The 13,135-nt window shown below is 69.3% G+C and carries 16 protein-coding genes; 5 read left to right on the top strand and 11 right to left on the bottom strand.

The window, feature by feature from the left end:
- Positions 1-37 precede the first annotated feature (37 nt).
- Positions 38-499 (bottom strand): SRPBCC family protein, encoded by a 462-nt coding sequence (locus ACFXP5_RS11480; RefSeq protein WP_394544700.1) that lies wholly within the window; start codon positions 497-499, stop codon positions 38-40.
- A gap of 184 nt (positions 500-683) precedes the next feature.
- Here ACFXP5_RS11480 and ACFXP5_RS11475 point away from each other — a divergent pair, with 184 nt between their 5' ends.
- Together ACFXP5_RS11475 and ACFXP5_RS11470 are read left to right on the top strand one after the other, a co-directional pair.
- Positions 684-998 (top strand): YbjQ family protein, encoded by a 315-nt coding sequence (locus ACFXP5_RS11475; RefSeq protein ID WP_394528481.1) that lies wholly within the window; start codon positions 684-686, stop codon positions 996-998.
- A gap of 41 nt (positions 999-1,039) precedes the next feature.
- Positions 1,040-1,570, top strand: coding sequence for a ribonuclease H family protein (locus ACFXP5_RS11470; protein ID WP_394528482.1), 531 nt, complete (start codon positions 1,040-1,042; stop codon positions 1,568-1,570).
- 138 nt (positions 1,571-1,708) lie between these two features.
- Here the strand turns inward: ACFXP5_RS11470 and ACFXP5_RS11465 are convergent, their stop codons facing one another.
- The 7 genes from ACFXP5_RS11465 to ACFXP5_RS11435 all read right to left on the bottom strand — a co-directional run bounded on the left by ACFXP5_RS11465 (position 1,709) and on the right by ACFXP5_RS11435 (position 7,273).
- Positions 1,709-2,188, bottom strand: coding sequence for an NUDIX hydrolase (locus ACFXP5_RS11465; protein ID WP_394544699.1), 480 nt, complete (start codon positions 2,186-2,188; stop codon positions 1,709-1,711).
- A 13-nt stretch (positions 2,189-2,201) separates the two neighbouring features.
- Entirely contained in the window at positions 2,202-3,215 is a 1,014-nt protein-coding gene (locus ACFXP5_RS11460) for an aldo/keto reductase family protein (RefSeq protein WP_394544698.1), read from the bottom strand.
- Positions 3,216-3,219: 4 nt separating this feature from the next.
- On the bottom strand, positions 3,220-3,891 hold the full coding sequence (locus tag ACFXP5_RS11455) for a response regulator (protein ID WP_394528485.1): 672 nt from the start codon (positions 3,889-3,891) through the stop codon (positions 3,220-3,222).
- A complete protein-coding gene (locus ACFXP5_RS11450; protein WP_394544697.1) occupies positions 3,888-5,069 on the bottom strand; it encodes a sensor histidine kinase in 1,182 nt (393 codons plus the stop codon). Before ACFXP5_RS11450 ends, ACFXP5_RS11455 begins: the two co-directional genes overlap by 4 nt.
- Positions 5,070-5,933 carry an ABC transporter permease gene (locus ACFXP5_RS11445; RefSeq protein ID WP_394528487.1) on the bottom strand — a complete coding sequence of 288 codons (864 nt, stop codon included), beginning with the start codon at positions 5,931-5,933 and terminating at the stop codon, positions 5,070-5,072. It abuts the gene before it with no gap.
- Positions 5,930-6,796 carry an ABC transporter ATP-binding protein gene (locus tag ACFXP5_RS11440; protein WP_394528488.1) on the bottom strand — a complete coding sequence of 289 codons (867 nt, stop codon included), beginning with the start codon at positions 6,794-6,796 and terminating at the stop codon, positions 5,930-5,932. The genes ACFXP5_RS11445 and ACFXP5_RS11440 overlap by 4 nt, the downstream gene beginning before the upstream one ends.
- Before the next feature lie 81 nt (positions 6,797-6,877).
- Positions 6,878-7,273 (bottom strand): MerR family transcriptional regulator, encoded by a 396-nt coding sequence (locus tag ACFXP5_RS11435; RefSeq protein ID WP_394544696.1) that lies wholly within the window; start codon positions 7,271-7,273, stop codon positions 6,878-6,880.
- 125 nt (positions 7,274-7,398) lie between these two features.
- Here ACFXP5_RS11435 and ACFXP5_RS11430 point away from each other — a divergent pair, with 125 nt between their 5' ends.
- The gene (locus tag ACFXP5_RS11430) at positions 7,399-8,124 is read left to right on the top strand and encodes an SDR family oxidoreductase (protein WP_394544695.1); all 726 of its coding nucleotides are present in this window, start codon (positions 7,399-7,401) and stop codon (positions 8,122-8,124) included.
- 43 nt (positions 8,125-8,167) lie between these two features.
- On the opposite strand, the gene ACFXP5_RS11425 is transcribed toward ACFXP5_RS11430, so the two are convergent.
- Positions 8,168-8,752 (bottom strand): TetR/AcrR family transcriptional regulator, encoded by a 585-nt coding sequence (locus ACFXP5_RS11425; protein ID WP_394544694.1) that lies wholly within the window; start codon positions 8,750-8,752, stop codon positions 8,168-8,170.
- Positions 8,753-8,941: 189 nt separating this feature from the next.
- Here ACFXP5_RS11425 and ACFXP5_RS11420 point away from each other — a divergent pair, with 189 nt between their 5' ends.
- Positions 8,942-9,415 (top strand): DUF1772 domain-containing protein, encoded by a 474-nt coding sequence (locus ACFXP5_RS11420; protein ID WP_394544693.1) that lies wholly within the window; start codon positions 8,942-8,944, stop codon positions 9,413-9,415.
- 27 nt (positions 9,416-9,442) lie between these two features.
- Here ACFXP5_RS11420 and rlmN read toward each other — a convergent pair whose 3' ends face one another.
- On the bottom strand, positions 9,443-10,684 hold the full coding sequence (gene rlmN / locus ACFXP5_RS11415) for a dual-specificity RNA methyltransferase RlmN (protein WP_394528491.1): 1,242 nt from the start codon (positions 10,682-10,684) through the stop codon (positions 9,443-9,445).
- Positions 10,685-10,760: 76 nt separating this feature from the next.
- Between rlmN and ACFXP5_RS11410 the strand changes: the two genes are divergently transcribed.
- The gene (locus ACFXP5_RS11410) at positions 10,761-11,600 is read left to right on the top strand and encodes a Cof-type HAD-IIB family hydrolase (protein WP_394544692.1); all 840 of its coding nucleotides are present in this window, start codon (positions 10,761-10,763) and stop codon (positions 11,598-11,600) included.
- A gap of 22 nt (positions 11,601-11,622) precedes the next feature.
- Here ACFXP5_RS11410 and ACFXP5_RS11405 read toward each other — a convergent pair whose 3' ends face one another.
- Positions 11,623-13,089, bottom strand: coding sequence for a DUF4407 domain-containing protein (locus tag ACFXP5_RS11405; RefSeq protein ID WP_394544691.1), 1,467 nt, complete (start codon positions 13,087-13,089; stop codon positions 11,623-11,625).
- Positions 13,090-13,135 lie beyond the last annotated feature (46 nt).

Raw genomic sequence — 13,135 nt, 5'->3', positions numbered from 1 at the left:
ATACATCTTGCCTGCCCGGGCCCCCGCCCACCGGCGACTAGCCGTGCACGGCGGTCTGGCCGAGGTGCGCCACCAGGCTGTCGAGTGCGCTGGCCCAGCCGTCGTAGAAGCTCTCGTCGCCGGCCATTCCGTCGACCCCGCGGAGGTCGAAGGTGAGGCGGGTCAGGTCACCCGCTGACGCGATGGTGACCGTTGCGACGGGTGTGTCCTCGGGGTCTGCGCCGGGGTTGCCCCACGTGAAGACGAGCCGGTCGTGCGGCACGACCTCGAGATACTGCCCACCGGTGGGGTACTCCTCCCCGGTGGCCTGGTTCACCATCGTGTAGGCGTAACGCCCGTCCACCCGCGCGTCGACGCTCACGGATTCGCGCGGGGTCGTCGCGTCGGCCGGGTGCCACCACTCAGCGACCTCGTCGGCATCGGTCCACGCGGCCCAGACCTGCTCAGGGGTGGCGTCGAGCAGACGCTCGAGGGTGAAACCTCGGGAGGAATCGATCATCGGATGCTCCTAACCTGACGCGACGCTCATCGTCGCGGTGTCAAGAACGCTAGGGCGTCCGCCGCGGCGCGTCGAGCCGGTTGCGCACTCGGAAGGGCGGGGCCCGGCCAGACCGACCGAACGCGCGGTGCCCCCGTGTCGTGTCGTGCGCCCCGCCCACGCGCCGAAGCGGGAGACTGCCGTCATGCTGATCTCGACGATGAACGATGTCCCCGGCCGCCAGGTCACCGAGGTGTTGGGCGAGGTGACCGGTCTGACCGTTCGCGCGCGCAACGCCGGCGTGCAGTTGGGCGCCAACTTCAAAGCCCTCATGGGCGGTGAACTCTCGGGCCTCACCAAGCAGCTCATGCAGAGCCGCGATGAGGCGAAGCAGCGCCTCATCGACGCCGCGACCGAGCTCGGCGCCGACGCGGTGCTCGCGATGCGCTTCGATGCCTCGGAGGTGGGCCAGAACTATCAGGAGGTCGTCGCCTACGGCACGGCCGTCAAGCTGGCCTGACCCCGCAGCATCCGCTCGCCGTCGCCGGTAGCCTTGCCCGAGTGACCGACGCTCCCCCGTACATCGTGGCCACCGACGGCGCCTGCAAGGGAAACCCCGGCCCGACCGGATGGGCCTGGGTCGGCGAGGACGGCCACTGGGCAGCCGGGTCGATCGTGCTGGGCACGAACAACATCGGCGAACTGATGGGGCTGCTCAAAGCGATCGAGGATCACCGCGACGTTGCGAACCTCGTCGTACAGGCCGACTCGAAGTACGCGATCGACACCTACGAGAAGTGGATGGACGGTCACCGTCGCCGCGGATGGAAGACCTCCACCGGTGCGCCCGCGAAGAACATCGAGCTGCTCGAGCAGCTGATCGCCGCGCGCGATGCCCGGCGCGAGGCGGGCCAGCCCGACGTGGTGCTCGAGCACGTGCGCGGGCATTCGGGGCACGTGCTCAACGCCTGGGCCGACGAACGCGCGGTACGGGCCTCCGAGCACGCGGCGAAAGGCATCGCGAGCGCCTGGTCATCGCTCGGCACCCACGAGCGCATCGACGTGACCACGCGGCCGAAGAACGGCCGCTGACGCCCGGGGCCGACCTGCCGTCTGCGCCGGCCTGCGTACCGAACTCAGGAAAACCGGGCCGGAACGCGTCGCAACGGCACAATCGGGACCCGTCGACGCGTTTTCTCCTGCGTAGGGTACGGACGGCGGCGAGAAAAACTAGGCGCCGGCTTCGGCGAGGTGCTTCTCGAGCGCGTCGAGCACGGGGCGCTGGCCCTTCACGAGCCGCTCGCGCGCCTCGGCGGGTGTCGACCATTCGACGCGGTCGACCTCCGGAAACGACGCCTTCTTGCCCGAACGCGGCGGCCATTCGAGCTCGAACTCGCCGAAGGTGAAGTCGGATGCTGTGAACCCGGCCCCGTCCGCCACGAAGACGACGATGCGCTTGCCCGAGGAGTACGCGAAGGTTCCGAGTTCCGCATAGGCGACGTCGGGCGCCGCGACCCCGAGTTCTTCCTGGAACTCCCGGCGCGCAGCATCCATCGCCGATTCCTCGTCGGGATCGAACTCGCCCTTGGGGAGCGACCAGGCGGCAGTGTCCTTCGCCGCCCAGTACGGACCCCCCATGTGGGCGATGAGCACCTGCACCCCGCCGTCCATCAGCCGGTACAGCAGGATGCCGGCGCTCATCGCCACCATGGTCGGACCTGGCTCAGCTCAAGCGGGACTTCGGGGAGGTCTCGTACGTCTTCTGCCCGTCGCTCTCCACCGTGTCACCCAGCGCGGTGTCGATCGCGGCGAGGGTGTCGGCATCGAGAGTGATGCCTGACGCCTTGACCGTGTCGGCCAGCTGCTCGGGGCGCGAGGCTCCGACCAGGGCAGCCGCGACGTTCGGGTTCTGCAGCACCCACGCGATCGCCATCTGCGGCATCGAGAGCCCCGCCTGCTCGGCGATGGGCTTGAGTCGCTGGACGGCCGTCAGGGTGTCTTCCGCGAGGAAGCGCTTGATGAAGTTCGCGCCGCTCTTCTCGTCGGTCGCGCGCGAGCCGTCGGGCACCGGCTGACCGGGGAGGTACTTGCCGCTCAGCACGCCCTGCGCCATCGGCGACCAGACGATCTGGGAGATCCCGAGCTCTTCGCTGGTGGGGACGACCTTCTCCTCGATGACGCGCCACAGCATCGAGTACTGCGGCTGGTTCGAGATGAGCTGGATGCCGAGGTCCTTCGCGAGGGAGTGACCTTCGCGCAGCTGCTCCGCGGTCCACTCCGAGACGCCGATGTAGAGCACCTTGCCCTGGTGGACGAGGTCGGCGAAAGTGCCGAAGGTCTCTTCCAGGGGGGTCTCGTAGTCGAAGCGGTGCGCCTGGTACAGGTCGACGTAGTCGGTGCCGAGGCGCTTGAGCGAACCGTGGATCGACTCGGTGATGTGCTTGCGGCTCAGGCCGGTGTCGTTGGGGCCGCCGGGGCCGGTGGGGAAGTAGACCTTCGTGAAGATCTCGAGCGACTCGCGACGCTGACCCTCCAGCGCCTTGCCGAGGATGACCTCGGCAGCGGTGTTGGCGTACGCGTCGGCGGTGTCGAACGTGGTGATCCCGGCGTCGAGGGCCGCGTGCACCGTCTTGACGGCGGCGTCGTCCTCGACCTGCGAGGCGTGCGTGACCCAGTTTCCGTAGGTGATCTCCGAGACCTTGAGACCACTGTTTCCGAGATAGCGATAGTTGACCATGTCTTCACGCTAGCGGGGCTCCGTGAACGGGAGGCGGGGGTTGCGGGGAGAACAGCCCCAGCTCCATCGCGCGCATCACCGCGCGGGTGCGATCGCGCACGTCGAGCTTGGTGAACGCGTGCAGCAGATGGGTCTTGACCGTCGCCTCACCCAGGAACAGCCGCTCCCCGATCGCCCGGTTGCTGAGCCCCTCCGCCACGAGCTTGAGTACGTCGATCTCGCGTTTGGACAGGAGGGGAGCGGATGCTGGGGCTGCCGGGCGCGCAGCCTGCTGCACGAGCACCCGGGCGACGCTCGGGGCGAGGGCGACCTCGCCGGCGGCGACCGCGCGGATGCCCGCGAGCAGTTCGTCTTCGGGGGCGGCCTTGAGCAGGTAGCCGCTCGCCCCGGCACCGATCGCGCGCAGGATGGCGTCGTCGTTCTCGTACGTAGTGAGCACGACGACGCGCACCGCGGGCAGCACGGCGAGGATGCGGGCCGTCGCCTCGTCGCCGTCGATACCCGGCAGGCGCAGGTCCATCAGCACGAGGTCGGGAACGATCGCCAGAGCCCGCTCGAGCGCTTCCTCTCCCGACGCCGCGGTGCCGGCGACCTCCAGGTCGGGGGCGGCCTCGACGAGGGCGACGACCCCGGCGCGCACGATCGGGTGGTCATCGACCACGAGCACGCGGATCACGATCGCCCCCCGCGCGGCACGCGCGCGACGAGGGTGACGGCGCCGTCCGTGCCGTCGATGGCGAGGGATCCGCCGATGAGCTCGAGCCGGGTGCGCAGCCCGCTGAGTCCGAACCCGCTCGCCCGGCCGCCCGGGTCGAAGCCGCGGCCGTCGTTGCCGATGCGCAACACCGCGGCATCCGCGTCGTCGTAGAGCGAGAGCGTGACCCGCCGCGCATCGGAGTGTTTGCGCACGTTGCCGAGACCCTCCTGCGCGCACCGCAGCAGGGCGACGTCGATCTCGCGGTCGAGCGGAGCGAGGGCGGCGACGTCGACGTCGATGACCAGCCCGGTCTCGCGACGGAATCGCTCGGCCAGGGTCTCGAGGGCGGTGCCGATACCGCCGTCCTGCAGTTCGACGGGCGCGCTTCCCGCCACCAGGGTGCGCGTCTCGGCGAGCGCCGTGCGGGCGGAATCCTCGACCACCTCGAGCGCATCGTCGGTGAGGGTGCCGGCCGCCAGCTCGCGCCGCGAGCGTTGCACGAGCAGGACGACGCCGGCGAGCGACTGCGCGAGCGTGTCGTGCAGTTCGCGGGAGAGGCGGCTGCGCTCAGCGGTCGTGCCGGCGTCGCGGTGCAGCGACGCCAGTTCGTCCTGAGCGGCGGTGAGTTCGTCGAGCAGGCGCTCGCGCGTCTGCGCGTAGCGCCACACGCTGGTGATCCATAGCCCCATGACCACGTTGAACGCGTACGAGATGCCCTGTGTCAGGAGCGCATTGACGAGCCAGTCCGCCTCATCCCCCGTGCTCGCCCAGAACCCGAGGAAGACCGAGAGGGCGAGGGCGAAAGTCGCCGCGAGCGCGGGCTTGGCCCGGGGGATGAGGGTCCAGACGAGCGGGTATGCCCAGAACTGCAGGATGGCATTGCTCGGGGAGACCACCGTCAGGATCCCCGACACCACGATGGTGGTCACCACCGCGCCCCATGCGGCCGCCGACTCCCTCGGAGCCTTCCGGATGATGGTGACGAACAGCACGCCGTAGACCGCGCCGATCACGACGGTCATGCCGACGGGAACCCACGTCTCGCCGTCGGTGGGGATCGCGGATGCTGCGGCCACGAGGCACGCCAAGACGGTGGCGGCGAGCGAGACCCCCCATCCCCTCCCGCTCGCCGCCCCGTCGGTCATCGGTTCGGTCACTCAGCCATCCTTGCGGATCCACCGGAAGGTGACCCGAACGAGGATGAGGCCGACCACGAGCCAGATCAGTGTCACCAGCAGGGTGAGCCCGTGCTGCCAGGTTCCGCCGGGCTCGGCGACGGCGAAGCTGTCGGGCAGGAACACCGAACGCATCCCCTGCGCCAGCCACTTGAGCGGGAAGACGCTCGCGACGTTCTGCAGCCACGACGGCAGGGCGGAGAACTGGATGTAGACGCCGGAGATGAACTGCAGCACGAGCAGGATGGGGATGATCACGGCCGAGGCGCTGCGGCCGCTGCGCGGAAGTCCACTGAGGCCGATGCCGAGGATCGCGCTCGTGGTCACCCCGAGCACGAACACCCACGCGAAGGTGAACCACCGTTCCGGTTCGGTGGGCAAAGCGACGCGGAAGAAGATCGCGGCGACGGCGATCAGCAGCACGGCCTGCAGGAATCCGGTGACCAGCACCGAGCCGAGCTTGCCGATGAAGTACGACGCGGGCGACAGCGGGGTTCCCCCGAGGCGCTTCAGCGAGCCGTCGCTGCGCTCCATGGCGATGTCGATCGCAAGGTTCTGGGTTCCCGACAACAGGAGGCCGGCTGCCAGCATCCCCGGCAGGTAGTAGTTCGCCGCCGAGATCTCAGCGCCCGGCGGACCGAAGGAGGCCGAGCTGAAGGCGACCGCGAAGATCAGCAGGAACAGCACCGGGAAGAGGAAGGTGAAGAAGACCGAATCGCCTTGGCGGAAGTACGAACGCACCTCGAACCCGATGCGGGAGATCCCGAGGCGGACGGTGCGGGACAGTCCGAAGGAGGCGGCCGGGGGTGCCCCGACGGCCGAGCGCGCGGTGAGCGGAGCGGTCATGCCGAAACCTGCTCGGGGGCGGGGTGCTCGACGAACGAGAGGTAGACGTCTTCGAGGCTGGGGCGCACGACCTCGAGGTGCTGGGGCTCGCCCTCGCCGGCATCGACGAGCCGGGCGATGAACTCGCCGGGAGCGTCGGTGCGCTCCTCGTGCACGGTGTCGCCGTCGCGCCAACGCACGATCGGGACGCGCGACTCGGGTCCGCCGAGCTGATCGATCGGACCGAGCGAGGCGATTTCTCCGTCGACCACGATCGCCGCGCGCTGCGACAGTTCGGCCGCCTCGTCGAGATAGTGCGTGGTGAGCAGGATCGTCGTACCCTCGTGCTGCATCCCGCGGATGAGTTCCCAGAACTGTCGGCGGGCCTCCGGGTCGAAGCCCGTGGTCGGCTCGTCGAGGAACAGCAGCTCGGGACGCCCGATGATGCCCAGCGCGACGTCGACACGGCGGCGCTGCCCGCCCGACAGCTTGCGCACGGGGGTGGCGGCCTTCTCGGAGAGGCCGACCGCGGCGATGACTTCTTCGACGTCCCGCGGATAGGGGTAGAAGCCGGCGAAATGTCCGAGCAGCTCGCGCACGCTCGCCACCGGCGCCTCTCCGGTGTTCTGCAGCACGATGCCCAGCCGCGCCTTCCATTCGAGGGTGGCGTGATGAGGGTCGGTCCCCAAAACCGACACCTCACCACCCGTCCGTGTGCGGTAGCCCTCGAGGATCTCGATCGTCGTGCTCTTGCCCGCACCGTTGGGGCCGAGCAGGGCGAACGTCTCTCCTCGCGCGATCTCGAAACTGACGCCCTTGAGAGCTTCGAATCCACCGCGGTAGGTCTTGGTGAGGTCCCGCACCTCCACGACGGCGTCTGTCATAGCTCAACGATGCCCCGGAAGGATGCCGGGCACCACCCGTCGTGCGGTGGGCTCAGCATCCACCGACCGGTTGACCCCGGATCAGGCGACGTGAGCCGACCAGGCGGGTTCGCGCAGAGCGGGGCAATGCTCGGGCGTGGGGTGGTGCGCGATGTCGATCATGCGGTCGAGCGCGTCGCGAGCGGCGGCGAGGTCGGTCATGGCGTCGGTGATGCGGCGGCGTTCGGCCTCGAGCACCGCGAACACCTCGGGGGACGCCTGCCCGGTGTCGACGCAGGGCAGCAATTGCAGAATGGTGCGGCTCGGCACGCCCGCCGTGAAGAACTGCTGGATCAGCCGCACCCGCTCGACAGCCGATTCGGCATAGGTGCGCTGGCCCGTGGCTGTGCGCTCCGAATCGAGGAGGCCCTGCTCCTCGTAATAGCGCAGGGCCCGAGTGCTGACTCCCGCCCGATGCGCGACATCACCGATCCGCATGTGCGACCACCTTCCGGGAGCGAGGACCCTCCTCGACTTGCCCTTGACGTCAATGTCAAGGTTTAGCGTAGCCGACGGTGGTCCGAATCCGGCCCGCCGTCACTACAGCAGGAAGCGCAGCACCCATGGAAATCACCGACCAGATCGCCCTCGTCACCGGAGCCAACCGCGGCATCGGCCGCCAGTTCGTGCTCGAACTGCTCGACCGCGGCGCCCGCACGGTGTACGCGACGGCGCGACGGCCAGAGACCGTGACCTTCGACGACCCACGCGTGGTGCCGGTGCGCCTCGATCTCCTCGATCAGCAGTCCATCGCGGCTGCGGCGGAGACCGCGCACGACGTCACGCTGCTGATCAACAACGCCGGCATCTCCACCGGCGCCTCTCTCGTGACGGGGGACCTCGCCGAGATCCACCGCGAGATGGACACCCACTTCTGGGGGACGCTGGACGTGATCCGCGCCTTCGCGCCCGTGCTCGCCGCGAACGGCGGCGGCGCCATCGTCAACGTGCTGTCGGCCCTGTCGTGGTTCGCAGCTCCCGCGGGCGCGTCGTACGCCGTGGCGAAGGCGGCCGAGTGGAACATGACGAACGGCGTGCGTCTCGAACTGGCAGCCCAGGGGACGTTCGTGCAGGGTGTGCTGCTCGGCGCCGCCGACACCGACCTCACCGGGGGCTACGACGGGCCGAAGATCGACCCGCGCGACGTGCCGCGCCTCTCTTTCGACGGCCTGGAAGCCGGGGCGATCGAAGTGATCGTCGACGACTGGACGGCGATGGTCAAGGCCTCCCTCGCCGGCGACCCCGCGCCGTTCTACACGCGGATCACGGAGATGCTCGGCGCCAGCTGAGGCGCACACCGGTGAGGAGCGGATGCTGCCGCTCGGGCCTCGTTCAGAGGACGGGCGTCGCGTCGGTGATGGCCCCCACCAGGGCAGCGACGCGGTCGGGCTGGTGGTCGGGGCGCAACCGCTGCCCCCGCTGGAGGGTGACCAGACCGTGGAGGCCCGCCCAGAGCACCTCGGTGAGCGTGTCAACGTCACCTCTGCCCGCCTGGACCGCGACGGCCGAGCGCAGTTCGGCGTAGCCCTCCGCCAGTGGGGCCGGGGTGTCCTCTGCGCCGAACGACACCCGCGTGGCGCGCGTGAACATCGCGTCGTACAGGGAGGGATTGACGGCTGCCCATTGCACGTAAGCGTCGGCGATGGAGCGCACCGCATCATCGGGCGTGGCCGCGGCTCTTGCTCGGCCGAGCGCAGCCGCGAGCTCCTCGAAACCCTCGAGAGCCACCGCCTCGACCAGATGATCGATCGAAGCGAAATGCCGGTAGATCACCGGCTGGCTGTATTCGATCTCGGCAGAGAGGCGACGAGTCGTCACCGCATCCCACCCCTCGCTCTCGGCGATCGCCCTGGCCGACCGCGTGATCAGGTCGCGTTGAGCCGTGCGTTCCCGCTGTCGTCGATCGGCGATGGCCATGGATAGAAGTTAGCACCGATACGTCTTCTAGCGTTGCTATTGACGGCGGCGGACAAGGCACCTACCGTAGATCGTGTTAGCAACGCTAGGTAAAGGAGCAGTCACAATGAACCGATTTCTGCGAGCGCAGCGCCGGCCGGCTTCGCCCTCTCTCCACCACGTCATTCCCCTGCTCGCCGGTGTGACGGCATGACGACCTTCGCGTACGTGGCCGCCGTGCTTGCCCTCCTCGGCACCGGAGTCGTCTACGGCACCGACGTGTTCTGCGCTATCGCGCTACGCCCGGCACTTCGGCGCGTGAACGACGCAGCACTGACTTCTGTGATGGGCAACGTGCACCGGTACGCCGACGCGCGGATGCGCGTGCCCGGTGTCATCGGACTGTTGTTCTCAGCTCTCGCTGCCGTGGTCGCAGCGCTCTCCGGGCACACCGCTGCGGCAGCGCTGGCCGGTCTCGCGTTCGTGCTCCTTGTGGCCTGGATGGTGGTCTATGTGCGGATCAGCGCACCGATCAACCGCACGTTCACGGTCGCGGCCGCCGCTGACGAGACGCTGGCGAACGCCCACGCCCTCCAGGCCGGGTGGGATCGGGTCATCGTGCTCCGCGCGTTCCTCCAGGGCATCGCTCTGCTGGCGCTCGGCGCCTGCCTCATCGCGCTGTGAGGGCGGATGCTGCCGCTCGGGCCTCGTTCAGAGGACGGGCGTCGCGTCGGCGGCGACCTGGTCGTCTTCGGTCGCGACCAACTGCCCGCACGCGCCGTCGATCTCTTTGCCGCGGGTGTCGCGCAGCGTCGTGGGGATGCCGGCGTCATTCAGACGGCGGACGAATTCGTTCTGCACCGGCACCTCGGACGCGGTCCAGATCGAACCGGGCGTCGGGTTCAGCGGAATCGGGTTGACGTGCACCCAGCCGCGACCGCGGGCATTGAGCTTCTCGGCGAGGAGGTCGGCGCGCCAGGCGTGGTCGTTCATGTCCTTGATGAGGGCGTACTCGATCGAGACGCGGCGACCGGTCTTGTCGAAGTAGTTGCGGGCGGCGTCGAGGGCCTCATCGACCTTCCAGCGGGAGTTCACCGGGATGAGCTCGTCGCGGAGGTGATCGTCGGGCGCGTGCAGCGACAGCGCGAAGGTCACGGGGATGTCTTCGTTCGCGAGCTTGATGATCGCGGGCACGAGGCCGACAGTGGACACCGTGATGCCGCGCGCGCTCATGCCGAGGCCGTGGTCCTTGTCGACCATGACCCGCACGGCCTGCATCACGCGGGCGTAGTTGGCGAGCGGCTCGCCCATGCCCATGAAGACGATGTTCGACACGCGCTCCGCGGAGTGGTCGTCCTTCTTCTTGCCGCCGAGGCCGCCCTCGGCGATGAGACGATTCGCGCGCACGATCTGCTCGATGATCTCGGCCGCCGACATGTTGCGGGTGAGGCCCGCTTGGCCGGTGGCGCAGAAGGGACAGTTCATGCCGCAGCCGGCCTGCGACGAGACGCAGAGGGTGATGCGTCCGGGGTAGCGCATGAGCACGGACTCGACCAGCGCGCCGTCGTGCAGCTTCCAGAGGAACTTGATCGTGTCGCCGCGGTCGGTCTCGAGGCGTCGCACCTCCGTGAGCAGAGGCGGCAGCATCCCGGCCACCAGTTCTTCGCGTCCGGTCGACGGCAGGTCGGTCATCTCGGCCGCGTCGCTCGTGTAGTGCGTGAAGTAGTGCTTCTCGAGCTGCTTCGCCCGGAAGGCCGGAAGGCCGAGCTCGGCGACCTTCTCGACGCGCTGCTCGGGGGTCATGTCGGCGAGGTGCACGGGGGGCTTACCCCGTTTGGGGCTCGCGAACTGCAACAGCGGACGGCCGGTCTCGTCTTTCGCTTGCGCCCAGCCCTCCGTCGCCGGACGCACCTGACGGGGTTTCGTGGTGCGCACGGGCGGTGGGGTGGTCATGCTTCCAGGGTACGGGACGCGCCTGCGGGGAGGCTGGCCGCACCGGGTCGTCCGGTTCCTCCGCGAGGATTGGCCCATGACTTCACGCCGCATCGCCTTCCTCGACGTGGACGGGACCCTCATCGACCACCGGCAGCGCCTCGCCCCGTCGGCGATCGAGGCCGTGCGCGGAGCGCGCGCCAACGGCCATCTCGTCTACTTGTGCACGGGGCGGTCGCGCACGGAGATCCCCACGCCGGTCCTGGACATCGGCTTCGACGGCGCCGTCTCAGCGGGTGGCGGCTTCGTCGACCGCGGCGACGAGGAGGTCATCCGCCACACCATGCCCGCGCCGTCGCTGAGCGAGCTCGTCGCGTTCTTCGAGGCGCACGACGTCGACTACATTGTGCAGGCGGACGACGAGATCTACCCGAGCCGGGGGATGTTCGACAGCATCCGCCCCTCGATCGAGCAGCTCATCAGCACCGCGCCCGCGGGCGAAGCATCCGCCGATCTGGAGCGCCTCGAACGGGTCATGGCCTACCGGGGCCCGGCGCCCGATGACGCGATCGCCAAGGCCACCTTCTACGGCGCCGACCCGCTGACGTTCGAGAACGTGCGTGACGGTCTCGGCGAGCGCTTCCACGTGATCACCGGCACGATCCCCTATCTGGGCGGGTCGGGCGGCGAGGTGAGCTTGCGTGGCGTCAACAAGGGGGCCGCGATCCTCGAACTCCTCGCCCTGCTCGGCATGACGGCGGAGCAGGCGATCGGTATCGGCGACAGCCACAACGACGTCGAGATGCTGCAGGTGTGCGGCGTCGGGATCGCGATGGGCAACGCCGTCGAGAGCGTGAAGGCCCACGCCGACGAGGTCACGACGGGCGTCGACGACGACGGGGTCTTCACCGCGTTCGTCCGGCACGGCCTGATCTGACCGCTGCTCCTCAGACCCGTCGCTAAGCCAGGTCGCGCTCCGTCGCGATCGCCGCGCGCGCCCGCCAGGTGCGAGCGGTCACGCGGTCGAGCGCGACCTGGCGCCGCAGCGCCTCGGCCTTCTCGTACACCGACGGATCGCCGAAGCTGGTGAGCACCTTCACCAGCACCGGCAGCAGCTCGATCATGAAGAACAGCGCGGCGATCAGCCAGTGCGCCCAGGCGAGCACCGGCTCGCGCTGGGAGAGCCGGTCGAGCGCACCGATCTGACTGAGGATGCCTTGCGCTTCGGCGTTGCCTCCGGCCACCGCGGCCGCGCGCTCGTTGTAGGCGGCCAAAGCTCCCTCGTACTGCGTGCGGGCGGCGGGCAGCTCCCCCTCGGCCTGCTGCTTGTTGGTCTCGGCCGATGCCGCCGCAGCGTCCGTACCGGCGGCGTTCGCCGAGCTCAGCGTGGCGGTGGCCTGCTGCAGCTGCGCGGCGATCCCGTCGTACGACGCCTGCGCCCCGGCGAGCTGGGCCTCGGCGGCCTCCGAGCTGGCACCGTCACCGGTGACCCCGGTGCACCCGGGCACGGTTCCGGCTCCCGCACCCGTCAACTCGCACTGGTACAGAGCTCGCGCCTGATCGATGACCGCCTGCTGCGCGGCGAGCTGTGCGGTCAGCTGGTCGACGCTCGCCTGGGCGGCAGCGGCTTCCGCCGAGGTCGACGACGTTCCCGCCACGATGCCCGTCGCCGCCTGATCCTCCAGGGCGGTCATCCGCGCGGTGGCGGCATCGAGCGCCTGCTTCTCGGGGCCGGAGGTCACCGCATCCTGGTCGGACAGGGCCTGCGAGATGTTCGTCGAGGTGACCTCGCGCGCGATGTCGTTCTGGAAGACCTGCAGCACGAGCGGCTCGGCGACCACGATCCCGATGAGAGCGGCCATCACGACGCGGGGGAAGGCGAGACCGAGCAGCCGCCAGGGATTGCGGGTCGAGCGCATGCTGGAGGTGAGGAACCGGTCGAGGTTGAAGATGATCAGCGCCCAGACGATCGCGAGCGGCACGGCCAGCCATACCGCGATGCGCACCCCGGTCATGAGGGCGAACAGCATCGACAGAGCCGACACGAGCGCCGTGCCGGCGAGCACGAGGAACATCTGCACGAAGCGCGGCGTCTCCTCGGGCACGTCGTCGAGCACCGCGCTGTCGGCGCCGCCGAGCACGGCCAGACGACGCCCCCACGACATGCGTCGACGACGAGCCTTCGGGCGGCGTCGAGCGGCGGGCTCGGGCTCGGCGCTCGCGGCTACCGGCTCGGCCGGTTCCGGGCTCGCCGACACGGGTTCGGCGCTCGGAGCCACCGTCGCGACGGGCTCGGTCTGATCGTCGAAACGTCCGGGGGTCTCGCGCACCTCATCGACGTACTGCGGCTCGCTGTCGTCGCTCGCGGTGAACTCGATACGGCCGTCGGAACCGTAGCGGCCGTCGCGATGGGCAGAGAAAGACATCCGTACAGAGTAAGAGCGCGACCCTGGACGACTGATGGACGCCCGA

Origin of the sequence: Microbacterium hanjuni (assembly GCF_043556395.1) — a bacterium.
In the GTDB taxonomy this organism is placed as follows: Bacteria; Actinomycetota; Actinomycetes; order Actinomycetales; family Microbacteriaceae; genus Microbacterium.
Note: the sequence above shows the minus strand (reverse complement) of the source record. Positions and strands in the feature narration are given on the sequence as shown.